General features: G+C 58.0%; 23 protein-coding genes and 1 pseudogene. 9 read left to right on the forward strand and 15 right to left on the reverse strand.

Features of this window, described 5'->3' with window-relative positions; translation table 11 throughout:
* Window positions 1-120 precede the first annotated feature (120 nt).
* The gene (locus AFK63_RS18225) at window positions 121-447 is read left to right on the forward strand and encodes a YceK/YidQ family lipoprotein (RefSeq protein ID WP_038866294.1); all 327 of its coding nucleotides are present in this window, start codon (window positions 121-123) and stop codon (window positions 445-447) included.
* Here AFK63_RS18225 and AFK63_RS18230 read toward each other — a convergent pair whose 3' ends face one another.
* From AFK63_RS18230 to dgoR, 8 genes and pseudogenes are all read right to left on the reverse strand, one after another.
* Window positions 448-1,710 carry a DUF3748 domain-containing protein gene (locus tag AFK63_RS18230; RefSeq protein WP_038866297.1) on the reverse strand — a complete coding sequence of 421 codons (1,263 nt, stop codon included), beginning with the start codon at window positions 1,708-1,710 and terminating at the stop codon, window positions 448-450.
* Window positions 1,711-1,778: 68 nt separating this feature from the next.
* Window positions 1,779-2,711 (reverse strand): 2-hydroxyacid dehydrogenase, encoded by a 933-nt coding sequence (locus tag AFK63_RS18235; RefSeq protein WP_038866299.1) that lies wholly within the window; start codon window positions 2,709-2,711, stop codon window positions 1,779-1,781.
* Between the two features lie 9 nt (window positions 2,712-2,720).
* Complete coding sequence (locus tag AFK63_RS18240) at window positions 2,721-4,031, reverse strand: MFS transporter (RefSeq protein ID WP_038866301.1); 1,311 nt, start codon at window positions 4,029-4,031, stop codon at window positions 2,721-2,723.
* 137 nt (window positions 4,032-4,168) lie between these two features.
* Window positions 4,169-5,505: pseudogene (locus AFK63_RS18245) on the reverse strand (MFS transporter).
* A 280-nt stretch (window positions 5,506-5,785) separates the two neighbouring features.
* Entirely contained in the window at window positions 5,786-6,934 is a 1,149-nt protein-coding gene (gene dgoD / locus AFK63_RS18250; protein ID WP_038866305.1) for a galactonate dehydratase, read from the reverse strand.
* Window positions 6,931-7,548, reverse strand: coding sequence for a 2-dehydro-3-deoxy-6-phosphogalactonate aldolase (locus AFK63_RS18255; protein WP_038866308.1), 618 nt, complete (start codon window positions 7,546-7,548; stop codon window positions 6,931-6,933). The genes dgoD and AFK63_RS18255 overlap by 4 nt, the downstream gene beginning before the upstream one ends.
* Window positions 7,532-8,416 carry a 2-dehydro-3-deoxygalactonokinase gene (locus AFK63_RS18260; RefSeq protein WP_038866310.1) on the reverse strand — a complete coding sequence of 295 codons (885 nt, stop codon included), beginning with the start codon at window positions 8,414-8,416 and terminating at the stop codon, window positions 7,532-7,534. Before AFK63_RS18260 ends, AFK63_RS18255 begins: the two co-directional genes overlap by 17 nt.
* Window positions 8,413-9,096: a D-galactonate utilization transcriptional regulator DgoR gene (dgoR, locus tag AFK63_RS18265; RefSeq protein ID WP_038866313.1), complete on the reverse strand. Its 684-nt coding sequence runs from the start codon at window positions 9,094-9,096 to the stop codon at window positions 8,413-8,415. Before dgoR ends, AFK63_RS18260 begins: the two co-directional genes overlap by 4 nt.
* A 212-nt stretch (window positions 9,097-9,308) precedes the next feature.
* On the opposite strand from dgoR, the gene AFK63_RS21440 reads away from it, so the two are divergent.
* Together AFK63_RS21440 and AFK63_RS20850 are read left to right on the forward strand one after the other, a co-directional pair.
* Window positions 9,309-9,581: a hypothetical protein gene (locus AFK63_RS21440; RefSeq protein WP_155884341.1), complete on the forward strand. Its 273-nt coding sequence runs from the start codon at window positions 9,309-9,311 to the stop codon at window positions 9,579-9,581.
* 42 nt (window positions 9,582-9,623) lie between these two features.
* On the forward strand, window positions 9,624-9,752 hold the full coding sequence (locus AFK63_RS20850) for a Hok/Gef family protein (RefSeq protein ID WP_236613130.1): 129 nt from the start codon (window positions 9,624-9,626) through the stop codon (window positions 9,750-9,752).
* A 120-nt stretch (window positions 9,753-9,872) separates the two neighbouring features.
* On the opposite strand, the gene yidA is transcribed toward AFK63_RS20850, so the two are convergent.
* From yidA to dnaA, 5 genes are all read right to left on the reverse strand, one after another.
* Window positions 9,873-10,685 carry a sugar-phosphatase gene (gene yidA / locus AFK63_RS18270; RefSeq protein ID WP_038866315.1) on the reverse strand — a complete coding sequence of 271 codons (813 nt, stop codon included), beginning with the start codon at window positions 10,683-10,685 and terminating at the stop codon, window positions 9,873-9,875.
* Window positions 10,686-10,989: 304 nt separating this feature from the next.
* Window positions 10,990-13,404: a DNA topoisomerase (ATP-hydrolyzing) subunit B gene (gene gyrB, locus AFK63_RS18275; protein ID WP_038866317.1), complete on the reverse strand. Its 2,415-nt coding sequence runs from the start codon at window positions 13,402-13,404 to the stop codon at window positions 10,990-10,992.
* Between the two features lie 28 nt (window positions 13,405-13,432).
* Window positions 13,433-14,506, reverse strand: coding sequence for a DNA replication/repair protein RecF (recF, locus tag AFK63_RS18280; protein WP_038866319.1), 1,074 nt, complete (start codon window positions 14,504-14,506; stop codon window positions 13,433-13,435).
* Window positions 14,507-14,645: 139 nt separating this feature from the next.
* Complete coding sequence (gene dnaN / locus AFK63_RS18285; protein WP_038866322.1) at window positions 14,646-15,746, reverse strand: DNA polymerase III subunit beta; 1,101 nt, start codon at window positions 15,744-15,746, stop codon at window positions 14,646-14,648.
* Window positions 15,747-15,750: 4 nt separating this feature from the next.
* A complete protein-coding gene (gene dnaA / locus AFK63_RS18290; RefSeq protein ID WP_038866323.1) occupies window positions 15,751-17,136 on the reverse strand; it encodes a chromosomal replication initiator protein DnaA in 1,386 nt (461 codons plus the stop codon).
* Window positions 17,137-17,434: 298 nt separating this feature from the next.
* Here dnaA and AFK63_RS21870 point away from each other — a divergent pair, with 298 nt between their 5' ends.
* From AFK63_RS21870 to mnmE, 6 genes are all read left to right on the forward strand, one after another.
* Window positions 17,435-17,515, forward strand: coding sequence for a hypothetical protein (locus AFK63_RS21870; protein WP_426713261.1), 81 nt, complete (start codon window positions 17,435-17,437; stop codon window positions 17,513-17,515).
* Window positions 17,516-17,744: 229 nt separating this feature from the next.
* Window positions 17,745-17,885: a 50S ribosomal protein L34 gene (gene rpmH, locus AFK63_RS20860; RefSeq protein ID WP_000831330.1), complete on the forward strand. Its 141-nt coding sequence runs from the start codon at window positions 17,745-17,747 to the stop codon at window positions 17,883-17,885.
* 14 nt (window positions 17,886-17,899) lie between these two features.
* Window positions 17,900-18,259 carry a ribonuclease P protein component gene (gene rnpA, locus AFK63_RS18295; protein WP_004386002.1) on the forward strand — a complete coding sequence of 120 codons (360 nt, stop codon included), beginning with the start codon at window positions 17,900-17,902 and terminating at the stop codon, window positions 18,257-18,259.
* Entirely contained in the window at window positions 18,223-18,480 is a 258-nt protein-coding gene (yidD, locus tag AFK63_RS20865; RefSeq protein ID WP_004386003.1) for a membrane protein insertion efficiency factor YidD, read from the forward strand. Before rnpA ends, yidD begins: the two co-directional genes overlap by 37 nt.
* A 2-nt stretch (window positions 18,481-18,482) precedes the next feature.
* The gene (gene yidC, locus AFK63_RS18300) at window positions 18,483-20,132 is read left to right on the forward strand and encodes a membrane protein insertase YidC (RefSeq protein ID WP_038866325.1); all 1,650 of its coding nucleotides are present in this window, start codon (window positions 18,483-18,485) and stop codon (window positions 20,130-20,132) included.
* A 105-nt stretch (window positions 20,133-20,237) separates the two neighbouring features.
* Window positions 20,238-21,602, forward strand: coding sequence for a tRNA uridine-5-carboxymethylaminomethyl(34) synthesis GTPase MnmE (mnmE, locus tag AFK63_RS18305; protein ID WP_038866327.1), 1,365 nt, complete (start codon window positions 20,238-20,240; stop codon window positions 21,600-21,602).
* Between the two features lie 86 nt (window positions 21,603-21,688).
* Here mnmE and AFK63_RS18310 read toward each other — a convergent pair whose 3' ends face one another.
* The gene (locus tag AFK63_RS18310) at window positions 21,689-22,966 is read right to left on the reverse strand and encodes an MFS transporter (protein WP_038866330.1); all 1,278 of its coding nucleotides are present in this window, start codon (window positions 22,964-22,966) and stop codon (window positions 21,689-21,691) included.
* 1 nt (window position 22,967) lies between these two features.
* The gene (locus AFK63_RS18315) at window positions 22,968-23,921 is read right to left on the reverse strand and encodes a hypothetical protein (protein WP_038866332.1); all 954 of its coding nucleotides are present in this window, start codon (window positions 23,919-23,921) and stop codon (window positions 22,968-22,970) included.
* Window position 23,922: the final 1 nt, after the last annotated feature.

A 23,922-nucleotide genomic window follows, 5' to 3' on the forward strand; every position in this document is an offset into this window, starting at 1 on the left:
ACAGCAACTAATGCTAAACTGCGAGCGCTGCCACAGGACGGCTAAAGCGCGCTATTCATTCTGATTCAGGGGCGTTATATCTCATGACTGACGCCTGCGGTGCGACAACATAAAAGAAGAATGAAAATGAAAAATACTCTCGGGAAAGTGCTTTTTTTCAGCGGCGTGATGCTGCTTTGCGGCTGCTCCAGCGTGATGTCGCACACCGGCGGCGGCGAGCAGGGCTATTACCCTGGCACCCGCGCCAGCGCGACGATGCTAAGCGATGACGACACCAGCTGGGGCTTAAAGCCGCTGGTGGCGCTCGATCTCCCTTTCACAGCGATTATGGATACACTACTGATCCCGTGGGATGCTTTCCGTACCGATAAATCGGTGAAGTCACGGGTCGAAGAGAGCGAAAAGAAGTCCTTCGCGATTAATTCCGTGATCCCGCCCGCGCCCTGATCAGCGCCCGGTTTCCGTCATCCATAACTGGCGGAAACCGTCTGTCTCCTGCATCCAGGCAATGTACTTGCCGTCCGGCGATATCACTACCGCATCCGCGGAAATAGCGTCGGCTTGCGGCGGCGTCAGCGCTGTTAACTCTCCTGTTTGCGCATCGCACAGGACAATCCGGTTGCGCTGCATAAACCCGAGCGCCTCACCCGACGGGTGCCAGCTAAACGCCGACGCCACGCCACAGGCGTCATGCGTCACCTGACGCGGCTCGCCGGCCTGCGGCGATATCAGCCACAGCTGCGCCACGCCGTTGTCATCCTTCATCAGAAACGCAATGGCGGTGCCCTGCGGGTTGCTGCGCATCCAGTGGCGCGGCGTGGTGGCAAGCCCCGGATAGCGACGGTCATGCGTAAAGGTCAGACGGCGCTGCATAATGCCTGCCGGCGGCGCGGGCATGCTATCCGGCGTCCCTTCGAGCGGCGCAACACCTGGCGTTTTCCATGCGGTTTCATCTTCCGGTAAATCGACGATAAACAGCTCCGGCGCTTTTACGCCCGCAGGCGTCAGCGTATCGCCGATAAACGCCAGCGCGCGCGGCTGCCAGCGACCGTCTGCTTTTTGATAGCCGTTATGGCCCACCCAGCCTTCTTCATACGCGCGGTTAATCTCATCACTGCCGGGGCGCGGCGCAGGCGTGGTGCGGCTCACCAGCGCGCACCAGTGGCTGCCGGCATATTCACGGGGATGATGCATTTCAGGCGTCACCGGGCCGAACGGCAGCGCCACGCCGACGTTGCGCAAATCAAGCGCCGGATCGCGCTCATGCAACACATGGTCGTTGTAGGTGAAACTCAGCCACGCGCCGTCCGGACTGAAGACATGCACATGGCTGCCGCCGCGCAGCGCGCCCGGCGTGTATGGCGGCGTAATCGCCATCGCATCAAGGTTTTGCGCCACGCCGTTTTCCACCACTACGCCGCGGCGATGGTGAAAATCGTAGCGCCAGGCGTCATCCGGGTTTTCCGGCCCGTGAATGAACACGTACCGCTCCGCCGTCGGGCTCACCGTCACCACGCCCACGTGCGCGCCCTGCGTGGCGCGATAAATCACCTCGACCTCGCCGGTTTCCACATTGACGCGCTCAATGGTTTCGCCGGTAAACGACGCGCCGGACGGGCGGACGTCAAAGGCGAGCCAGCGGCTGTCCGGGGTCCAGACGTTAATATTGGTGAGCTGATGGTGACGCGGGGCGAACGTGAGCTGTTTCATCAAGAGAAAACCCTGAAGCCAAAGAGGGCCTCAGGGTAAAAGATAAACGCGAAGCGGGCAATTGCGCGTCAGGGCACCGGCGTGACGAGCGGCTCGCCGGCAAACCAGGCATTGACGTTCTCCAGCACCAGCCGCGACATCTCCCGCCGCGTTTCCCACGTGGCGCTCGCCATGTGCGGCGTGATCACCACGTTGTCGCGCTGTTGCAGCGCGGCGGGTACGTTCGGCTCATCCGTAAAAACATCCAGCCCCGCGCCCGCAATAGCACCGCTGTCCAGCGCCTCAATCAGCGCCGTTTCATCCACTACGCTGCCGCGCCCAACGTTAATGACCATACCCTGCGGGCCGAGCGCCGCCAGCACCGCCGCATTCACCACCCCGCGAGTCGCGTCGCCGCCGGGCGCACAGAGCATCAGAAAATCGCTCTCCTGCGCCAGCTCGCGTAAATCAGGCACAAAACGGTACGGCAGCGCAGCCTGTGGATGGCGACTGGTATAGCGGATCGCCATATCGAACGCCTGCGCGCGACGCGCGATCGCCTGGCCGATGCGGCCCATACCGAAAATACCGAGCCGCGCGCCGGAGACTTTACGCGTCCACGGAAAACCGCCCTGCCGCCAGCCGCCTTGTTCGATAAACCGCTGTGCCGCCACGATCCTGCGCGAGGTCGCCAGCATCAGGCCGATGGCGAGATCGGCCACGTCGTCTGTCAGCACGCCTGGCGTGTGCGTCACCTGCACGCCGCGCTCACGCGCCGCCGCCACGTCCACGCCGTCATAACCGACGCCGAACACCGCAATCAGCCTCAGCGCGGGCAGCAATGCGATGAACTCACGCGTCACTACCGCCTCGCCGTTAGTGATCACCACGGTAATGTCACCGGCAATGGCGGCAAGCTCGTCTTGCGACAGCGACGACAGTTCACGCAGATCGTAGCGTTCGCGAAGCGCCCCGGTAAGCGCGTCCGGCAGGTAAGCCTGCTTGAGGACTTTCTGTTTCATACTGGCTCCTTAAGAGAGGCGCGAAGCGGGCTGCTTGAGGCCGCCCTGGCGCGCCGGACGCGAGACCAGCACGCCAATAATGCCGCCCAGGATCAGCGCCACCGCCACAATCAACAGCCCATAGTGGTAACTGTCCGTCGCGTCTTTGATTTTGCCGAGCACCGGCGGCAGGCCGAGACCGACGAAATTCGCCACGGTGTTGATAAACGCGATAGACGCCGCTGCCGCCACGCCCGCCAGTTTCTCGGTCGTCACCGCCCAGAAAATCGGCGTCAGCGCAAAGTTAAAGCCCACGGTCAGCACCAGCAAGCCATACGCCACCAGCAGGTTGCTGGAGTAAATAGCGATGGCGAGCGATACCCCGGAGATGACAAGCGGCAGGCCGAGATGCCAGGCGCGCTCGTGGGTGGTATCCGAATGGCGGCCATTGAGATACATAAACAGACAGGCGGCGATAAACGGCACGGCGGAGAGCAGGCTAATCACGATGTTGCTCTGCTCGCTGGCCATGCTTTTGATAATGAGCGGCAGGAACAGCGTAATGCCGATAGACCCGAACGCCTGCAGAAACCAGACCAGGCTCAGCAGCAGCACGGTTCTGTTTTTCAGCGCGCTGAGCCAGCTGTGATTATTGCCGACCTCCACGCCCGCGTTATCGCGCGCAAGTTGCGCCTTAAGCCAGCTTTTTTGCTCGCCGGAGAGCCACGGCGCGTGATCCGGCGTCTGCGGCAGCCGCCAGAGCACCATAATACCGAGCACAATGGCCGGCATGCCTTCAAGGGCGAAGAGCCAGCGCCAGCCGGCGATATCGGCGAGGCCGTGCATATTCAGAATAGAGCCGGAGATCGGCAGGCCGATGATCGACGCCATCACCGAACCCATGTAAAAGAACGACATCGCGCGCGCGCGGTTACTCTTCGGGAACCAGCAGGAGATGTAGTAGATGATGCCCGGCGTAAAGCCCGCCTCCGCCATACCCAGCAAAAAGCGCATGACGTAAAGCTGCGTGGGCGTCTGCACCAGCGACATCCCGGCGCTGACGATGCCCCAGGTTATCATGATGCGGGCTATCCAGACGCGCGCGCCCACCTTCGTCATGATGACGTTGCTCGGGATTTCAAAAATGATGTAGGAGATGTAGAACATGCCGACGCCGAGGCCGTACATGCTGGCGCTCAGGCCGAGGTCGGCGTTCATTTGCAGCGCTGCGATGGAGATGTTGGTTTTATCGAGGTTAGCGACAAAGTAGCAGAGGATAATAAACGGGATTATCTTCGCGTTGAGCTGCCGCAGGGTGGTCGAGTACAGATCGGTATGCATAGCAGAACCCTCGTTTCCTGCCGTGGCACACCCGGCAGGTTTATGGTTGTTATCAGTCGATACGTCACGCGCGCAGGTCAAGGCGGCGCGTTATCTGCGCATTCCGTCGCAGGCGTCCCTGCCCTCCATAACGGGCTTCAGCCCACGCGTTTCACCTCGCCGACCAGCAGGATGTAAGAGAGCGCGCCGATAAGCGCGACGACAGAGATGTACACCAGCGCCGGGCCGAAGCCGTAATCCTGCGCCAGGTAGCCAATCACCAGCGGTACCGTGATACCGCCCAGCCCGCCGACAAAGTTGAACATGCCGCCGGTCAGGCCAATCAGGCGCATCGGGGCCAGCGATGACACCAGCGACCAGGTGATCGACGCAAACCCGTTGCCGAAGAACGCCAGCGCCATCAGCACGACAATCCAGGTCGGATCGTTGGTGTAGTTGGCGCCCATGATGCAGGTGGAGATTAACAGGCCGCAGATAATCGGCGTCTTACGCGCCACGCCGAGCGAAAACCCTTTTTTCACCAGCTTGTCCGCGAGCCAGCCCGAGAGCAGTACGCCGAAGAACGCGGCGAGGAACGGCACGGTGGTCATAACGCCCGCCTTGAGCGCCGTGATGCCTTTTTCCTGAGTGAGGTAGTTCGGAAACCAGGTGAGAAAGAACCAGAGCGTGGACGTGACCGCAAACTGGCCGAGATAAACGCCAATCAGTTTGCGATGGAACACTAATTTCCAGTCCGCGCGGGAGAGCGGCTGGCGTTCGGCTTTTGTTGCGGGCGCATCGCCGTCCACCAGGCCGCCGCCATCGCGGATGTAATCCAGCTCCGCCCGGCTAATGCCTTTCGTGAGGCGCGGCGGCTGGTAAACCTTAAACCAGACCAGCGACCAGAGGATCCCAATGCCGCCGGTGACGATAAACACCCAGTGCCAGCTCAGCAGCTCCTGGATCCAGATAAGCAGCGGTGTGAGAAACGCGAGCCCGACGAACTGCCCGGAGGTGTAAAAACCGACCGCCGAGGCGCGCTCATGCTCCGGGAACCAGCTGGTGACCATGCGGTTGTTGGTCGGGAATGCGGGCGCTTCAAAAACGCCGGTGATGGCGCGCAGGCCAATGAGCGACAGCAGCCCCGTCGCGAAGCCCTGAAACAGCGTCGCCACTGACCAGCCAAAAATCGCGATGAAATAGGTCAGCCGCGAGCCCATGCGGTCTAAAAACCAGCCGCCGGGGATCTGGCAGAGCGTGTAGAGCCAGGCGAAGGCGGAAAAGACATAGCCCATCTCCGCTTTGCTAATGCCGAACTCTTCCTGAATATGCGCCGACGCCACCGCTAAATTGGCGCGGTCGACATAACAAATCACCACGGTAATAAATATCATCGCGAGCGTCAGATAACGACGACGCCCGGGTTTTACAGCCGTTACAGAAATATCCATCACGTTCTGTCTCCAGAATAAGGCATAGCGAGGCCCCTCACCATGCCCTGTAAAATACAGAGGGTGTGTTTTTTATATTGGGTTTACCGCCCGGCGAGCCGGGCTCATTTTCATTTAATCAATACGCGAAATAATTTTCGTAAAAACCGGAATTACCTTGTCCTGAAGAGTTCGCGTTGCATGAAAAGCCAATGTACGCAACGCGCTAAATAATTCGCGTTGTGGGAAGGCGGCAAGTTAACGAATCCCCGGGAGCTTACTGAAGTAAGTGACCGGGGTGAGGAAACGCAGCCAACGCCGTTGCAGCGCGAAATATGACGGGCATTACCACTCGGCGACGGAGCCATCGGCATGCCGCCACAAAGGGTTACGCCAGTCAGCGCACGCTTTGCTGCGTTCAATGACCTGCTCCTCATCAATCTCGACACCCAGACCCGGCTTCATTAACGGCTGGAAATAGCCGCCTTCCATTTTGAAGTCGTCTTTATTTTTAACAAAATCAAGCAACTCGGCACCCTGGTTATAGTGAATGCCCATGCTCTGCTCCTGGAATACCGCGTTGCGCGAGATGAAATCCACATGCAGGCAGGCCGCGAGCGCAATCGGCCCGAGCGGGCAGTGCGGCGCGAGACCGACATCATAGGCTTCCGCCATCGCGGCGATTTTCGCACATTCGGTAATACCGCCCGCGTGCGATAAATCGGGTTGCAGGATAGCGAGGCCGCTGGCTTCCAGTACGCGCTTAAATTCAAAACGCGAGAACATGCGTTCGCCTGCCGCAATCGGAATATGCGTCTGCGCGGCGAGGCGCGGATAATATTCAGCCTGTTCGGCTAATACCGGCTCTTCAATAAATAACGGGCGATAAGGTTCGAGCTCTTTAATTAATATTTTCGCCATCGGCGCGCTGACGCGTCCGTGGAAATCAAGCCCGAACTCTATTTCACTGCCGAATTCCTCGCGGATCTGCGCAACGGTATTTACCGCAGCGTCGACTTTACGCGAATCATCAATAATGCCTAACTCTTCGCAGCCATTTAATTTAAAGGTGTCAAAGCCTATCTGGCGCAGCGTTTTAATACCGGCGATAACTTCCGCCGGTCGGTCGCCCCCTACCCAGCTGTAGGCTTTGATTTTATCGCGCACCAGGCCCCCCATCAGTTGCCAGACCGGCGCGTTCAACACTTTACCTTTGATATCCCACAGCGCCTGGTCAATACCCGCGATGGCGCTCATCAGTATTGGGCCGCCGCGATAAAAACCACCGCGATACATCACCTGCCACAAATCGTTGATGCGGGCCGGATCCTGACCAATCAGGTATTCGCCAAGCTCATGCACCGCCGCTTCGACCGTGCGGGCGCGCCCTTCGATAACTGGCTCGCCCCACCCGACCACGCCTTCATCCGTCTCAATCCTGAGAAACATCCAGCGGGGGGGTAAACGGTACGTCGTTAGTCTGGTAATTTTCATTGCACTGCCTCTCGATACGCCTTAACAAATGCTTTCGCCTGCTCCGCCGTGCGCGATACGGGCTGTCCGGCGCGATAGAGATCGCTGCCAAGCCCGGCGCCGACACAGCCCGCGTTGAGCCACACCGCCAGGTTATCCGGCGTGACGCCACCGACCGCGAAGACCGGGATGTCCGGCGGCAGCACGGCTTTTAGCGCTTTGATGTAGTCCGGCCCGAAAGCGGAGGACGGGAAAATTTTCAGCGCCTGCGCGCCCGCCTCAATGGCGGTGAACGCCTCCGTTGCCGTGGCGCAGCCAGGGCAGACGGTCATGCCATAACCCACCGCGCGTTTGATGACGTCGGGCTGTATATTCGGCGTGACGATAAGCTTGCAGCCCATCTGCGCCAGTTCATCCACCTGCTCCGGCTTCAGCACCGTGCCCGCGCCAATCAGCGCGCGCTCGCCGAACGCCTTCACGAGCGTCGGCAGACTCTGCTGCCACTGCGGCGAGTTAAGCGGGATCTCTACCGCGTCGAAACCGGCGTCGAGCACCGCGGCGACATGCGCTTCGGCTTCCGGCGGGGTAATGCCGCGTAAGATTGCGATAAGAGGGAGATCAGTGTGCCACTGCATGAGCGAGACTCCTTATGCCTGCCTGAAATGCGCTGTCGCCCTCCAGCGTCCGGGCCGTGTAACCGAGCAGCGTCAGCGCGCGCTGGTATCGTCTGGCAAGGGATGGGCTGGCGACCAGCGTGAGGGGTTGCGGGCGATCTGGCTGCCAGTGGCGAAGCTGGCTTGCCACTTCATTGCCAATCAGCAACCCGGAAAGAAATTCAGCGACGTGCTCGCGCGCCAGCTCGCCCAGCACATGGGCGGCGCGCACTTCAAAAAGGCGTGTCAGGGGCGCGTCGGTTTCCACGCCCTGCGCAAGGCCCGCGTCGAAGGCGGCAGCGTCCGGCTGCTGTTCCGGCAGACCCGCGCCGATAAGGGAGTGGCTTAACAGCAGATGATGCAGCTCGCCGGTCATGACGGTGCGAAAATCGCTGACCTGCGCGGCGTCGGCCTGCACCCATTTGCAGTGCGTGCCGGGCATGATGTAGAGCGGCGCGGGGGCAAGCTCGCGGGCGCCCAGCAGTTGGGTCTCCTCGCCGCGCATCACGTTGCGGTTATCGCCACGGGTAACGCACAGGCCTGGAATAATAAAGACATTGGGGGCGACGGTGGTGAGCTGGCTGCCGATATCGGCGAAACGCGCCGGGCAAGGAAGATAAGGAGCGACAGTCCAGCCAGCGTTGCTGCCCACCATCCCGGCCATGACGACAGGGGTGGCGGCATCGCGCCAGCCTTCGGTCACCTGCGCTAACACCGCTTCGGGGGTTCTGCCGTTAAGGCGGGTGACGCCCGCCTCCGATTGCCTGCTCTCCAGGCACTGTTCGCCCTGAAAAAGCCAGGCGCGAAGATTCGTGGAACCCCAGTCGATAGCGATGTAGCGAGATGTCATGTGATTTCCTTCAGCCGTTTTGTGGAGCTTGCGATCATGGTTAACGCCGCCTGCTCCGCCGCCTCGCCGTCCTGATGCCGTATCGCATCGAACAGCGCTTTATGTTCCTGGAGCGTTTTCGGCATGTTGGCCTCATCGCCCATCCAGGTGCGCTCAAACACAGCCCGTTGCAGAGAGCTGATAGCCACGCTGAGCTGTTGCAGCACCGGGTTATGCACCGCCTCCAGCACCGCTTCGTGATAGCGGATGTCTGCCTCATTAAACGCGTCGCGATCCTGGTTATTGGCAATCATGTCGTTGAGCGCCGCCTCAATGCGCGCCAGATCGCTTGACGTGGCGCGCTCCGCCGCCCAGCGGGCGATAGCAGGTTCAACCAGATTGCGCACTTCACTCATGGAGGCGATAAGCCGCGGGTCGTCATCGTGCTCCAGCACCCACTGCAACACTTCGGTGTCGAGGTAGTTCCACTGATTGCGTGGCGCGACAAACGCGCCGCGATAGCGCTTCATCTCAATCAGCCGCTTCGCCATCAGCGAGCGATACACCTCGCGGATGATATTGCGCGAGGTTTCAAACTCTTCGCACAGCTCCGCTTCGGCGGGGAGCGCGGCGCCCGGTACATATTTCCCGCCTACGATCTGGCGGCCCAGCGTCACTATGATGCGGTCGGTTTTGGTCATCTTTTGGGTTCCTTTCACGCGAGGTTTCTTCGCTTACTTTACCCTGACCGCCGAATTTCGCCGCATTTTTGAAGTACAACCGTGACGCGGGTGGCCGTGCTGATGGGTTCAATGTAGTACAATCCATATCGGTTGTACTACAATTTAGATCACAAAAACGACAAAAGGATATATCGGGAGAGATAGCTGCGCGGGATTCATCAAGTGAGCTGATGATGGTAGAAAATGACGCGAAGGGCAGAAATTCAGCAGGGAAAAGGCACAAAAATTCAGCAAAACGCCCGCAGGGTTTTGATGGTTTAGCGCAGGAAGAGAAATTTATAAGGGCGGCGGCGCTTGAGGCTTTTTGCCTCCTGCGGTCGGCAGAAATGCAAAATGTGGTGAGGCAGAAAGAAGAAAGCCCCGAAGGTAATTTTTCAATTAACCCACGAGGCCTACTGATGCCTGGACCCCATCAGCGCAGCCTCTTACCCGCCGAAAGGTAAGGAGAGGAAGGCCATGAAACTGCTGCGAAGTACCCTGTTCTGGTGCGTAGTAACGCTCTGTATCACGTTGTTAGTATTTACATTTCTGCGCGTCATTCGCTGTGCGAACTGAGGCTGAAGGACGGGCAAAGGGAATTTGCTGCGTTTCTGGCTTACGAATCCGGTAAGTAGCAACCCGCAGGGCGGGGGTAACCCCGCCCTTTCAGGCCAGGCGAGACTGTGCGTGGCTATGCAGCCGAAAGCGCCTTTCTGACGCGCCGTCCGCCGATTAACGGGCGGCGCGTCACTCCATTAACGCAGCGCGAATTTCTCAATAGCGTATGCGACGCCATCCTCCAGATTCGAGCGGGTCACGACGTTGGCGGCCTCTTTCACTGCATCGATGGCATTTTCCATCGCCACGCCGATGCCCGCGTATTCGATCATCGCAATATCGTTTTCCTGATCGCCTATTGCCATCACTTCCTCCGGCTGGATGTTTAAGACGTCAGCCAGTGATTTCACGCCGGTGCCTTTGGTGACGCGCTTATCGAGGATCTCAAGGAAATACGGCGCGCTTTTCAGCACCGTGTATTTCTCTTTTACTTCCTGCGGAATACGCGTGATAGCTTTGTCGAGGATCTCCGGCTCGTCGATCATCATCACCTTCAGAAAGGTCATGTTTGGGTCCATTTTTTCCGCTTCGCAGAACACCAGCGGAATGGTGGCGACAAAAGATTCATGCACGGTATAACGGCTGATATCGCGGTTCGCGGTATAGAGCGTGGTGCGGTCGAGCGCGTGGAAGTGCGAGCCGACCTCGCGTGAAAGTTGCTCCAGATAGCGATAATCGTCATAGTTGAGCGGTGTTTGCGCTACGGTGCTGCCGTCGCTTGCCTTTTGCACCAGCGCGCCGTTGTAGGTGATGCAGTAATCGCCCGGTTTATCCATATGCAACTCGCGCAGATAACTCTCCACGCCCGCAAAAGGCCGTCCGGTCGTCAGCACTACGTTGATGCCCTGTTCACGGGCGGCGGCAATGGCGTTTTTTACGCCCGGTGAGATGGTGTGATCGGGCAGCAATAAAGTGCCATCCATGTCAATTGCGATAAGTTTGATAGCCATGAGTTCCCCTGCATAAATGAGCCTTTTGGCATGCTAACGCGATTGTGCTCAAAAAACAGTAGCAGCCGGGGCGAGAAAAGGGGATGAATCTGCGGGGAAAATGCCGGTTAATGCGCCGGTTAAAGAGAAAGGAAGCGCGGGTTAACGGCGATGATGACGCGCGCGAGGCAAGTGTGCAGCGTTAAGCCGCCCTGCGCCCGATGGCGAATATAAATGATAAAGGCGGGTGCGCTACGCTTACCCGCCCTAAATACACACTGCGCGCGTAGGCGGGTAAGCGAAGCGCCACCCGCCACAACGGCTATCAGATATCGATGTTCGCCGCTTTCAGGGCGTTTTCTTCGATAAAGGCGCGGCGCGGTTCAACGGCGTCGCCCATCAGCGTTGTGAAGAGCTGGTCGGCGGCAATCGCGTCTTTGACGGTAACGCGCAGCATACGGCGGCTTTCCGGATCCATCGTGGTTTCCCACAGCTGCTCCGGGTTCATCTCGCCGAGACCTTTATAACGCTGAATCGAGAGACCGCGACGGGACTCTTTCACCAGCCAGTCCAGCGCCTGCTCGAAGCTCGCTACCGGCTGACGGCGTTCGCCGCGCTCAATAAACGCATCTTCTTCGATCAGACCGCGCAGCTTCTCGCCGAGCGTGCAGAGACGACGGTATTCGCCGCCGGTCACGAACTCGTGGTCGAGCACGTAATCGGTGTCGACGCCGTGGGTACGCACGCGCACCACTGGCTCGAAACGACGCGTTTCAGCGTTTTCACGAATGTCGTACTTCCAGACGCTACCGTGCTGCTCGTTTTCATTAAGCGTGGTGATAAGCGCGGAGACCCAGCGGGTCACGTTCGCTTCATCGGCCAGCGCCTCTTCCGTCAGCGTCGGCTGATAGACCAGCTCTTTTAGCAGCGCGCGCGGGTAGCGGCGCTCCATGCGGTTGATCATCTTCTGCGCGCCGTTGTACTCAGACACCAGCTTCTCCAGCACTTCGCCGGCGATAGCAGGGGCGCTCGCGTTCGCATGCAGCGTCGCGCCGTCCAGCGCGATGGAGATCTGATACTGATCCATCGCTTCGTCGTCTTTAATGTACTGTTCTTGTTTGCCTTTCTTCACTTTATACAGCGGCGGCTGCGCGATATAGACGTGACCGCGTTCGATGATTTCCGGCATCTGACGATAGAAGAAGGTCAACAGCAGCGTACGGATGTGCGAGCCGTCGACGTCCGCATCGGTCATGATGATGATGCTGTGATAGCGCAGCTTATCCGGGTTGTATTCGTCACGGCCAATGCCGCAGCCAAGCGCGGTGATAAGCGTCGCGACTTCCTGGGAAGAGAGCATCTTGTCAAAGCGCGCTTTCTCCACGTTCAGGATTTTCCCTTTCAGCGGCAGGATCGCCTGATTCTTACGGTTACGGCCCTGTTTTGCAGAACCGCCCGCGGAGTCCCCTTCCACCAGGTAGAGTTCGGAGTGCGCCGGGTCGCGCTCCTGGCAGTCCGCCAGTTTGCCCGGCAGGCCTGCGAGATCCAGCGCGCCTTTACGACGGGTCATTTCACGCGCTTTACGGGCCGCTTCACGGGCGCGCGCGGCGTCGATGATTTTGCCGACCACGATTTTGGCGTCGTTAGGGTTTTCCAGCAGGTATTCCGCCAGCAGTTCGTTCATCTGCTGTTCAACCGCCGATTTCACCTCGGAGGAGACCAGTTTGTCTTTGGTCTGGGAGGAGAATTTCGGATCCGGCACTTTTACGGAAACCACAGCGATCAGACCTTCGCGCGCGTCATCGCCGGTGGCGCTGACTTTCGCTTTTTTGCTGTAGCCCTCTTTATCCATATAGGCGTTCAGCGTACGGGTCATCGCCGCACGGAAGCCCGCCAGGTGCGTACCGCCGTCGCGCTGCGGAATGTTGTTGGTAAAGCAGTAGATGTTTTCCTGGAAACCGTCGTTCCACTGCAGCGCCACTTCCACGCCGATACCGTCTTTCTCAGTGGAGAAATAGAAAATGTTCGGGTGGATCGGCGTTTTGTTCTTGTTGAGGTACTCAACAAACGCCTTGATGCCGCCTTCGTAATGGAAATGATCCTCTTTGCCGTCGCGTTTATCGACGAGACGAATAGAGACGCCGGAGTTCAGGAACGACAGCTCGCGCAGGCGCTTTGCCAGGATGTCATATTCAAATTCGGTGACGTTGGTAAAGGTTTCGTGGCTTGGCCAGAAGCGGACCTGAGTACCGGTCTGTTCGGTGTCGCCGGTCACAGCCAGCGGCGCTTGCGGTACGCCATGCACGTAAGTCTGCTGGTGGATTTTGCCTTCGCGGCGGATAACCAGTTCCAGCTTCTGCGACAGGGCGTTTACGACGGAAACGCCTACCCCGTGCAGACCGCCGGAGACTTTATAAGAGTTATCATCAAATTTACCGCCCGCATGCAGAACGGTCATGATAACTTCCGCCGCCGAAACGCCTTCTTCCGGGTGAATACCGGTCGGAATGCCGCGCCCGTCATCCGATACCGAGACAGAGTTATCGGCATGAATGGTCACGACGATATCTTTACAGTGACCCGCGAGCGCTTCGTCGATAGCGTTATCTACCACCTCGAATACCATGTGGTGCAGACCGGTGCCGTCATCCGTATCGCCGATATACATACCCGGGCGCTTACGCACCGCATCCAGCCCTTTCAGGACTTTGATACTGGAGGAGTCATAAGAATTCGACATCAACGTTTCTCGCTCATTTTAACTTGGGTTAATCCGTTATTTTACCCTGATCGACAGCGAACATCTTCGAATTTTTGTCCGTCATGTCGAGAATATGTTCGGCGCTAATCGCGCTGACAAAGACTTGCGACTGCGTAGCCTTCAGGCGCTGCGCCAGAAGCCCACGTCGGGCGTCGTCGAGTTCAGAGGCAAAATCATCTATCAGATAAAGACAGCGTCGTCCGCTTTCTCGGGTGAGAAACTCACCCTGCGCCAGACGCAGCGCGCACATCAGCAGCTTGAGCTGCCCGCGCGACAGCGTATCTTCCACCGGCGCGCCGTCGGCGCGAATGCGAAAATCAGCCTTATGCGGGCCGTGCGCGGTATAGGTCAGCATCCGGTCGCGCTCAAAACCGCGCTCCAGCACGTCGGCATAGTCGCTCTCTTTCTCCCAGCCGCGCTGGAAAGAAAAGGTAAGCGTAAATTCCGGCAAAAACTGAGCGCAGGTATCAGCCATATCGTGGGCGATCGCCTCGCTGTAGCTGGCGCGCCACTGACTTATCTGTTCGGCCAACGGGACCAGTTCGCGGTCCCACGGGCGCAGTTGTTCATAGCGGGTCACCTGTCGCAGCGCGGCATTGCGCTGTTTGAGCAGGCGCTTTAAGTTGCTCCAGGCGACAAAAAAGCCTGGCTCGTTATGGAAGCATCCCCAGTCGAGGAACGCTCTTCTGTATTTGGGGCCGCCGCCGAGCAAAGTAAACCCCTCAGGGGTAATTAATTGCATCGGCATCAGTTGCGCCAGCTCAGCCACTTTGTGGCCGTCGCTGCCGTCGATACGCACCGTGCTGTCGCCGTTGCGATCTTTTGTGAGACCGACCGACACTTCACGCTCGTCGCCCTGCAACCGCCCGTGGAGAATAAAAGCATCCTGCTCGTGGCGGATCACTCGCCCGATTTGCAGACTGCGAAACGCGCGCCCGTGGCCCAGCGTGTAAATCGCTTCCAGCACGCTGGTTTTTCCGCTGCCGTTAGCGCCAACCAGAAAGTTGAAACCGGGAGAGAGCGCGAGATCCGCGTTTTCGATATTGCGGAAATCTTTGATGAGTAAACGGGATAGCGACATGATTCATTCTTAGCCAGGGCGTTATCGGCGCAGTTATTCTGGTTTCGGCCAGCGCGCAGCAACCGGAGTGTACTGAAGTACGTGAGGATTGCGAGCACTGCCCGGAGCCAGAATAACAAGTAAGATAGCCCGATATTTTCTAAAGCCTCATGGGCATGACGACATAGGCTGCGGATGTACTCGCCGCGTCTTCAATCTGCACGCTCGACACTGAATCCGTCAGCAGAATGCGCACATTCTCGCACTTCAGCGCGTTAAGCACGTCCAGCACATAACTGACGTTAAAGCCGATTTCCATCTCCGTGCCCGCGTAGGTGACGTCGAGGATCTCTTCCGCCTCTTCCTGTTCCGGGTTATTGGCGGTGATTTTCAGCTGGTTTTCGCTCACATACAGACGCACGCCGCGGAATTTCTCATTCGAGAGGATCGCCGCGCGGGCAAACGCCTGCTTGAGGATATCGCAGCCGGCTTCCAGCGTTTTGTCCGGGTTTTTCGGCAGTACGCGGCGATAATCCGGGAAGCGGCCGTCGACCAGTTTCGAGGTAAAGATAAAATCGCCGACGTGCGCGCGGATATTGTTGCTGCCTATCTGAATACGCAGCGGGGCGTCGCCGCCGTCGAGCATACGCATCAGCTCCAGCACGCCTTTACGCGGCACAATCACCGAATGGTTCGGTAATGGCTGGCCAACCGGCATTGAGCAAACCGCCAGACGGTGGCCGTCAGTCGCCACAGTACGCAGATCTTCGCCTTCGGTTTCAAACAGCATACCGTTGAGGTAGTAACGGACATCCTGATGCGCCATCGAAAATTGCGTGGCCTCGATCAGACGCTTCATGGTCGCCTGGGCAAGCGTGAATTCCACTTCGCTCTGCCAGTCGTCCAGATTCGGGAAATCCGCCGCAGGCAGCGTGGAGAGCGAAAAACGGCTGCGCCCCGAGCTCACCCGCATGCGGTCGCCATCCAGTTGAACGGCGATTTCCGCGCCTTCCGGCAGGCCGCGGCAGATATCAAAGAATTTACGGGCCGGTACGGTAGTGGCGCCTGGCTCGTGCGGCTGCACCAACGCGACGCGCGCCACCATCTCCATTTCCAGATCGGTGCCGGTCAGCGACAGCGCACCGTCCGCGACCTGGAGCAACAGGTTGCCGAGAATAGGCAGCGTCGGACGGCCGCCCAGCGGGCCGCTGACCTGCTGGAGCGGCTTTAATAAATGTTCACGTTCAACGGTAAATTTCATAGCGTCACGAAGATAATGTTCTGATTAAATTGGAGAAATCTTCTTTGATATCGTGGCTTTCCTCACGCAGCTGCTCTATCTTGCGACAGGCGTGCAGCACCGTGGTGTGGTCGCGGCCGCCAAACGCATCGCCGATTTCCGGCAGACTGTGGTTGGTCAGCTCTTTGGCGAGCGCCATCGCCATCTGGCGCGGACGCGCGACCGAGCGGGAGCGCCGCTTGGAGAGCAAATCCGCCACCTTGATCTTGTAGTACTCCGCCACCGTCTTTTGAATATTGTCGATAGTGACCAGTTTTTCCTGGAGCGCCAGCAGATCGCGCAGCGCCTCGCGCACAAAATCGATAGTAATGGCGCGACCAGTAAAGTTGGCGTTGGCGATGACACGGTTCAGCGCGCCTTCGAGCTCACGCACGTTGGATCGCAGACGCTTGGCAATAAAGAAGGCGACTTCGCCTGGCAGACGGATATCGTTCTCATCCGCCTTTTTCATCAGGATCGCCACGCGAGTTTCTAACTCCGGTGGCTCAATAGCTACCGTGAGACCCCAGCCGAAGCGCGATTTCAGACGATCCTCAACCCCATTGATCTCTTTTGGATAACGATCCGAGGTAAGGATGATCTGCTGATTACCTTCCAGCAGGGCGTTAAAGGTGTGGAAAAACTCTTCCTGGGATCGCTCTTTATTGGCGAAGAACTGAATATCGTCAATAAGCAGCGCATCCACCGAACGGTAGTAGCGTTTGAACTCTTCGATGGCGTTGTTTTGCAGCGCTTTCACCATGTCCTGCACGAAACGCTCGGAGTGCATATAGACGACTTTGGCATTGGGCTTGCGCGCCATGATGCCGTTGCCGACCGCATGTAGCAGGTGCGTTTTACCAAGACCCGTGCCGCCATAAAGGAAGAGCGGGTTATACGCGCCGCCGGGGTTATCCGCCACCTGACGCGCCGCCGCGCGGGCCAGCTGGTTGGATTTACCCTCAACGAAGTTATCAAAAGTGTGTTTGACGTTGACGTTAGAGCGGTAGGACGGCTCCGCCGGCGCGGGCACGTTGTCCCACGCCGGGCGCACAGGTGCCGCGGCGGGCGCGGCCTGCGCCGGCTTTACCGCCTGGCTTGCAGGCGCTGGCGTCGTCTGGGTCAGCGGTTTAGTGCCAACTTCAAAGCGCAGCAGCGGCGCGTCAGAGCCGCAGAAATCATTCAGCAATCCGTTGATATTATTGAGGTATTTGTCCCTTACCCAATCGAGCACAAACCGGTTTGGCGCATACAAAGCCAGCGTGTTATCGCTCAGTTCCGCCTGTAGGGGGCGTATCCACATGCTGAATTCAGTGGCTGGTAACTCATCCTGCAATCGGGCAAGACACTGCTGCCAAAGCGAAAGTGACACGGCGGACTCCACTCGAACAAAAGTCGATAAAAGACGAAGACTGAAACATTCATGATTGTTGACACACGCCGACAAGCCCCGAGCCGGGAGGCGTGCGAACCGCTATTTGCGGTTTTTACCCGATGCCTGAGATCAGGGATCCCGATCGGGACCGCGGATCATAGCCTAAAGCGAGACAGAGATCTCCTGTTTCTCACAGATTCTTCCCGATTTATCCACAGGGCCGCGTCAGGACGCTTAAGTGTAATCGATCCTTTCATGGCTGCGGCACGATTTGACCGGCATATCGGAAAAATTAATGACGATCGCGAAAATTTCGCTTTATCGATCTAACGAAGATCCCGCGCGATCCTTGCGCTTTGCCGGCGAGCCCGTATAATTCCCCACCCGGTGCGTAAAGCGCGGTTTATCGCCTGAATTTTGCGTGTTTTTTATCCTCTGATTGAGGTGAAAAGCGCGGGAAATAAGGAAAGTGAATTGACTCCGGAGTGTACAATTATTACAATCCGGCCTCTTTAATCGTCGATTACTTTGGCGTAAGTCGTCCGGCAGGCCGTTCGCGCATACGCAAAGTCAGTGAATTTATTCAAGTTTAGGTAGAAATCGCCATGAAACGCACTTTTCAACCGTCTGTACTGAAGCGCAACCGTTCTCACGGCTTCCGTGCTCGTATGGCTACTAAAAATGGTCGTCAGGTTCTGGCACGTCGTCGTGCTAAAGGCCGCGCTCGTCTGACCGTTTCCAAGTAATAGCTAACCCCTTAGTGGTTAAGCTCGCATTTCCCAGGGAGTTACGTTTGTTAACTCCCGCTCATTTCACCTTCGTCTTCCAGCAGCCACAACGGGCTGGCACGCCGCAAATCACCATCCTCGGCCGCCTTAATTCGCTGGGGCATCCCCGCATCGGTCTTACCGTCGCCAAGAAAAACGTCAAACGCGCCCATGAACGCAATCGGATTAAACGTCTGACGCGTGAAAGCTTCCGTTTACGTCAGCATGAACTTCCGCCTATGGATTTCGTGGTGGTGGCGAAGCGCGGGATTGCCGACCTCGATAACCGGGAGCTTTCGGAAGCTTTGGAAAAATTATGGCGTCGTCATTGTCGCCTGGTTCGCGGCTCCTGATAGCCCTCATCCGGGTCTATCAACGCTTCATTAGTCCGCTTCTCGGGCCGCATTGCCGTTTTCACCCCACCTGTTCGCAGTACGGAATTGAGGCATTGCGCAGGTTTGGGGTGTTAAAAGGCAGTTGGTTGACAGTGAAACGCGTATTAAAATGCCACCCTTTGAACCCGGGTGGAGACGACCCCGTCCCGCCAGGACCTTTTGATACCAGAGAACACTAACGATGGATTCGCAACGCAATCTTTTTGTCATCGCTTTGTTGTTCGTGTCTTTCATGATCTGGCAAGCCTGGGAGCAAGATAAAGCTCCAAAACCCCAGGTTCAGCAGACCACGCAGACTACGACCACCGCAGCGGGTAGCGCCGCAAGCCAGGGCGTACCGGCCAGTGGCCAGGGGAAACTCATTACCGTTAAGACCGATGTCCTTTCTCTTACCATCAATACCCGTGGTGGCGACATCGAGCAGGCACTTCTGCTGGCATACCCGAAAGAGCTGGGCTCCAGCGAGCCGTTCCAGCTGCTGGAAACCACACCTGAATTCGTTTATCAGGCACAGAGCGGCCTGACCGGTCGTAACGGCCCGGACAACCCGAATAACAATCAGGGTCGCCCGCTTTATAATGTCGATCGCGACACTTACGTCCTGGCTGACGGTCAGAATGAACTGCTGATCCCGATGACCTTCACCGACGCGGCAGGCAACACCTTCACCAAAACGTTCGCCCTGAAACGCGGCCAGTACGCCGTGTATGTGGGTTACAACGTGAAGAACGCCGGCACGCAGCCGCTTGAAGTCTCCACGTTCGGCCAGCTGAAGCAGACCATCGATCTGCCGAGCCATCGCGACACCGGCAGCAACAACTTTGCTCTGCATACTTTCCGCGGCGCGGCCTACTCCACGCCGGACGAGAAGTATGAGAAATATAAGTTCGATACTATCGCCGACGATGAAAATCTGAACGTGAACGCCAAAGGCGGCTGGGTAGCGATGCTCCAGCAGTACTTCGCAACCGCATGGGTTCCGACGAACAACGGCACCAACAACTTCTATACTGCGAACCTGGGTAATGGCGTGGCCGCTATCGGTTACAAATCCGCACCGGTTCAGGTACAGCCAGGCCAGACAGCATCGCTTGCGAGCACGCTGTGGGTCGGCCCGGAAATTCAGGACAAAATGGCGCAGGTCGCGCCGCACCTTGACCTGACCGTTGACTACGGCTGGTTGTGGTTTATCTCTCAGCCGCTGTTCAAGCTGCTGAAATGGATCCACGGCTTCCTCGGCAACTGGGGCTTTGCGATTATCGCCATCACCTTTATCGTTCGTGGCGTGATGTACCCGCTGACCAAAGCGCAGTACACCTCCATGGCGAAAATGCGCCTGCTGCAGCCGAAGATTCAGGCTATGCGTGAGCGTCTGGGTGACGATAAGCAGCGTATGAGCCAGGAGATGATGGCGCTGTACAAAGCGGAGAAAGTGAACCCGCTGGGCGGCTGCTTCCCGCTGCTGATCCAGATGCCTATCTTCCTTGCGCTGTACTACATGCTGATGGGCTCTGTGGAACTGCGTCACGCGCCGTTCGCGCTGTGGATCCATGACCTTTCCGCGCAGGACCCGTACTACATTCTGCCGATCCTGATGGGCGCGACCATGTTCTTCATTCAGAAGATGTCGCCGACCACCGTGACCGACCCGATGCAGCAGAAGATCATGACCTTTATGCCGGTCATCTTTACGGTCTTCTTCCTGTGGTTCCCGTCCGGTCTGGTGCTGTACTATATCGTCAGCAACCTGGTGACCATCCTTCAGCAGCAGCTGATCTACCGCGGTCTGGAAAAACGCGGTCTGCATAGCCGCGAGAAGAAGAAGTCCTGATTCGGTAGTAAACCGGATAAGGCGAAGCCGCCATCCGGCAAAGGAATATAACGTTAAGGGCGGTCTGATGACCGCCCTTTTTATTGGTATGACATGAGACAAACCATGAGCCATAACGACACTATTGTCGCCCAGGCGACGCCTCCCGGACGCGGCGGCGTGGGCATTCTGCGCGTCTCCGGCCAGCAGGCGCGGGACGTGGCGCAGGCGGTGCTGGGCAAACTGCCGAAAGCGCGCTATGCCGATTACCTGCCGTTTAAAGACGCCGACGGCACGGCGCTCGATCAGGGGATCGCGCTGTGGTTCCCTGGCCCCAACTCTTTTACCGGCGAAGATGTGCTGGAATTACAGGGCCACGGCGGCCCGGTGATCCTCGATCTGCTGTTAAAACGTATCCTCACCCTTCCCGGCGTGCGCATCGCGCGTCCTGGCGAATTCTCCGAGCGCGCGTTTCTTAACGACAAGCTCGATCTCGCCCAGGCGGAAGCCATCGCCGACCTTATCGACGCCAGTTCCGAGCAGGCGGCCCGTTCGGCGCTCAACTCCTTACAGGGCGCGTTCTCGGCCCGCGTGAACCATCTGGTCGAGGCGCTCACCCACCTGCGTATCTTTGTCGAAGCGGCTATCGATTTCCCGGATGAAGAGATCGATTTCCTCTCGGACGGGAAAATCGAGGCGCAGCTTAATGAGGTCATCGGCGATCTTGACGCCGTCCGTGCCGAAGCGCGCCAGGGTAGCCTGCTGCGTGAAGGGATGAAAGTGGTGATTGCGGGGCGCCCGAACGCGGGCAAATCGAGCCTGCTGAACGCGCTGGCGGGCCGCGAGGCGGCGATTGTCACGGATATCGCCGGCACCACCCGCGACGTGCTGCGCGAGCATATTCATATCGACGGCATGCCGCTGCACATCATCGATACTGCCGGTTTGCGTGAAGCGAGCGACGAGGTGGAACGCATCGGTATCGAGCGCGCCTGGCAGGAGATTGAACAGGCTGATCGCGTGCTGTTTATGGTAGATGGCACCACGACCGACGCCACCGACCCGGCGCAGATCTGGCCCGATTTTATCGCTCGTCTGCCCGCGACACTGCCGATTACCGTCGTGCGTAACAAAGCGGACGTCACTGGCGAGCTGCCGGGTATCAGCGAAGTAAATGGTCACTCACTTGTTCGCCTCTCCGCGCGCACCAGCGACGGCGTGGACGTGCTGCGCAGCCATCTGAAACAGAGCATGGGCTTTGACACCAGCATGGAAGGCGGTTTCCTGGCCCGTCGCCGTCATCTGCAGGCGCTGGAAACGGCAGCCAACCATCTGCAACAGGGCAAAGCGCAGCTGCTGGGTGCCTGGGCGGGCGAGCTGCTGGCCGAAGAGCTGCGTCTGGCGCAACAGGCGTTAAGCGAGATAACCGGCGAATTCACCTCCGACGATCTGCTGGGCCGCATTTTCTCAAGCTTCTGTATCGGTAAATAACGCCGCTTCACATCGGTAAGTAAGCATCCACTAACCCGCATTAACGCGCTGTTAATGCGGGTTTTTAATCTTTCGGCCTCGTGACATCACACCACCGCGTCCACGCCGCGCTCCTCCGTAAACGTGTTGCGCTTGTGCGCCCAGCTGTAAAACGCGAGCCCGATAAACAGACATGCCGCGCCGGTCATCATAATGCCGGTGCCGACCGGCACCAGGTCGAACAGCATCCCCAGCAGCAGCGAGCCCGCCGCGCCGCCGCAGGAGCCGATGGTAAACCAGTAGCTGATCACCTTCCCGACATGTTCCGCCGGGATCTGCTTCTGGATAACCGTCAGCAGCGGGATATCAATGGTCGCGGCCGCGACGCCAATCAGAATAACCGCCGAGAACAGCCAGAGGTAAGTGAACGGCAGCCACAGGCTCAGCGCCAGCAGCAGCAGGCCGCTTCCGAGCAGCACTTCGCAGGAGTAGGTAAACAGCAGCGGACGCTGGAAGAACCGCTTCCCGACCCACAAATTCGCCAGCAGCTCCGCCAGTCCGTTGGCGAACATCAGCGCGCCGTAGAGCCACGGCGGGCTTTCCAGCGTGCGCAGGATAAGGATCGGGATGCAGATTTGCAGGCTGCCGCGCCAGAAGAACGTAAACGCGCCATACAGCCAGACGCGGGTGCGCATCACCGGGTCAACATGCAACACCTGATACCCGTTGCGCAGCTCCTGGAAAAACACACCCGGCGTCAGGCGGTTCGCGGGGGCGGGACGCGGTTCGCTCTTCGGCATCGTCCACAGCAGCAGGCTTGAAACGCCGAAGACCGCGCCCGTCACCACAAACAGCATCTGGGAAGGAATGCGGTCCTGAAGCAGCGCCAGCAGGCCGGAGCCGAGGAAAAACGCGGGCCAGGTAACCGTCTGGATCAACCCGTTCGCCAGCTGCAGACGTTCGGTTCCGGCAAGCGTCGGGATCAGCGCTTTCGCCGCCGGCACGGAAATCGCAAACAGGGTGGAGATAAACACGCCGATAGCCGACAGTCCGTAAATGTTAAGCCAGCCCGCATAATACAGCGCCGGGATCGCCAGCACGCTCAGGGTGCGCAACACTTCGAGGCAAATGACGTAGCTGCGCCGGTCAAGCCGGTCGCTGATGACGCCGCCCAGCGGCCCGAGCAGGCCGCGCGTCAGCGTGATGGCAAACACGATGGCCCCAAGCGTCGCCGAAGACGAGCCAATCTTCAGCGCGTAATAGATAAGCGAAACGGAAAACAGCCCGTCGCCCAGGTTCGTCAGGATCTGGCTGTAAAAGAACGGAAAGAAGCGTTTTTCACGCAGCAGCTCCCCGTAGCCTTTTTTCTGTACCGTTGTGGTCATCTCAATGTCCTCGCAGCAGAGTGCGTAATGCCTGTAACAAAGCGCTTTCCTGCTCCTGAAACTGTCGGGCGCGCGTCGCCAGATCGGCCATATCCAGCCGCTGAGTAATGCGCGCTTTCACCACCAGGCTTTTCAGAATAAACGCCTGCTGGCCGAGCTGGCGCGCCAGTTCAGTTATGGCGTCCTGGTCGGGATGCTGAAGCGATAAATAGTGAGCGAACAGCGTTCGCGATCCTGATAGTAAACTGAATCCGTCATGTAATAACTGCAATTTAATTTCACGTGCTTCAAAATTATCTTTCAGATAGTCCTCAATGTCGGATAAAAACTGCTGGCTGTCCTGATAATGGCTAAGGTAATTGCGCAGCGCATGTTGGAAATAGTGAGTCGCTTCGTCGCTGTTGTAATTATCAAGCGTAAACCAGCGCGCCAGTCGGTCGCCGTTATTATCAAAAAATCCCGCCACGTCCTGTAATCCATATTGATACTGGCACAGTACGCTTGCCGGATTATCATCGGCGACCTGATAACGGCCATGCGCTTCATCTGTGCCATTCAACACCACCAGATGATGTAAATGTTTCTGTCGGTATTCCGGGCAGTGCGGGAAATAAAATACCGAACCGGAAATGAGCACAAATCCATGCTGCCGAATAAGCGCGTCGATATCCGGCTTAATTTGCGCAAAACATTCGCCGCGTAGTTCGTGCGGATAAATACCCAGCGCGTTTAGATCCGGTTCACTGAAACAGCCATTCACAAAATTATATTTCGGCTTTTTTTGCTGGATAATCTGGCGAAAAATCTCATCGCTGCTTACCAGCGCGCGGTAAAAAAGCAGATCGGTTTGCGCCCGGCGCTCTTTAAGAAACACCACGGCGTGACGCTCGGCGCAGTTCATAAAGCGTCGGTCATAGAGCTGCGCATCGTGCGGATAGAGAATATCCGTCATCATG

It is taken from the genome of Cronobacter muytjensii ATCC 51329, from assembly GCF_001277195.1.
GTDB classification, from domain to species: Bacteria; Pseudomonadota; Gammaproteobacteria; order Enterobacterales; family Enterobacteriaceae; genus Cronobacter; species Cronobacter muytjensii.

Excerpts from the sequence above, each read along its gene's own strand:
- yidC (WP_038866325.1), top strand. The coding sequence starts at position 18,483 with ATGGATTCGCAACGCAATCTTTTTGTCATCGCTTTGTTGTTCGTGTCT.
- AFK63_RS18260 (WP_038866310.1), bottom strand. The coding sequence starts at position 8,416 with ATGACATCTCGCTACATCGCTATCGACTGGGGTTCCACGAATCTTCGC.
- AFK63_RS18240 (WP_038866301.1), bottom strand. The coding sequence starts at position 4,031 with ATGCATACCGATCTGTACTCGACCACCCTGCGGCAGCTCAACGCGAAG.
- yidA (WP_038866315.1), bottom strand. The coding sequence starts at position 10,685 with ATGGCTATCAAACTTATCGCAATTGACATGGATGGCACTTTATTGCTG.
- yidD (WP_004386003.1), top strand. The coding sequence starts at position 18,223 with ATGGCGTCGTCATTGTCGCCTGGTTCGCGGCTCCTGATAGCCCTCATC.
- AFK63_RS18310 (WP_038866330.1), bottom strand. The coding sequence starts at position 22,966 with ATGACCACAACGGTACAGAAAAAAGGCTACGGGGAGCTGCTGCGTGAA.
- AFK63_RS21870 (WP_426713261.1), top strand. The coding sequence starts at position 17,435 with ATGACGATCGCGAAAATTTCGCTTTATCGATCTAACGAAGATCCCGCG.
- AFK63_RS21440 (WP_155884341.1), top strand. The coding sequence starts at position 9,309 with ATGATGGTAGAAAATGACGCGAAGGGCAGAAATTCAGCAGGGAAAAGG.
- AFK63_RS18225 (WP_038866294.1), top strand. The coding sequence starts at position 121 with ATGAAAATGAAAAATACTCTCGGGAAAGTGCTTTTTTTCAGCGGCGTG.
- gyrB (WP_038866317.1), bottom strand. The coding sequence starts at position 13,404 with ATGTCGAATTCTTATGACTCCTCCAGTATCAAAGTCCTGAAAGGGCTG.
- AFK63_RS18235 (WP_038866299.1), bottom strand. The coding sequence starts at position 2,711 with ATGAAACAGAAAGTCCTCAAGCAGGCTTACCTGCCGGACGCGCTTACC.
- dgoR (WP_038866313.1), bottom strand. The coding sequence starts at position 9,096 with ATGACCAAAACCGACCGCATCATAGTGACGCTGGGCCGCCAGATCGTA.
- dgoD (WP_038866305.1), bottom strand. The coding sequence starts at position 6,934 with ATGAAAATTACCAGACTAACGACGTACCGTTTACCCCCCCGCTGGATG.
- dnaN (WP_038866322.1), bottom strand. The coding sequence starts at position 15,746 with ATGAAATTTACCGTTGAACGTGAACATTTATTAAAGCCGCTCCAGCAG.
- AFK63_RS18255 (WP_038866308.1), bottom strand. The coding sequence starts at position 7,548 with ATGCAGTGGCACACTGATCTCCCTCTTATCGCAATCTTACGCGGCATT.
- AFK63_RS18230 (WP_038866297.1), bottom strand. The coding sequence starts at position 1,710 with ATGAAACAGCTCACGTTCGCCCCGCGTCACCATCAGCTCACCAATATT.
- AFK63_RS18315 (WP_038866332.1), bottom strand. The coding sequence starts at position 23,921 with ATGATGACGGATATTCTCTATCCGCACGATGCGCAGCTCTATGACCGA.
- rpmH (WP_000831330.1), top strand. The coding sequence starts at position 17,745 with ATGAAACGCACTTTTCAACCGTCTGTACTGAAGCGCAACCGTTCTCAC.
- mnmE (WP_038866327.1), top strand. The coding sequence starts at position 20,238 with ATGAGCCATAACGACACTATTGTCGCCCAGGCGACGCCTCCCGGACGC.
- recF (WP_038866319.1), bottom strand. The coding sequence starts at position 14,506 with ATGTCGCTATCCCGTTTACTCATCAAAGATTTCCGCAATATCGAAAAC.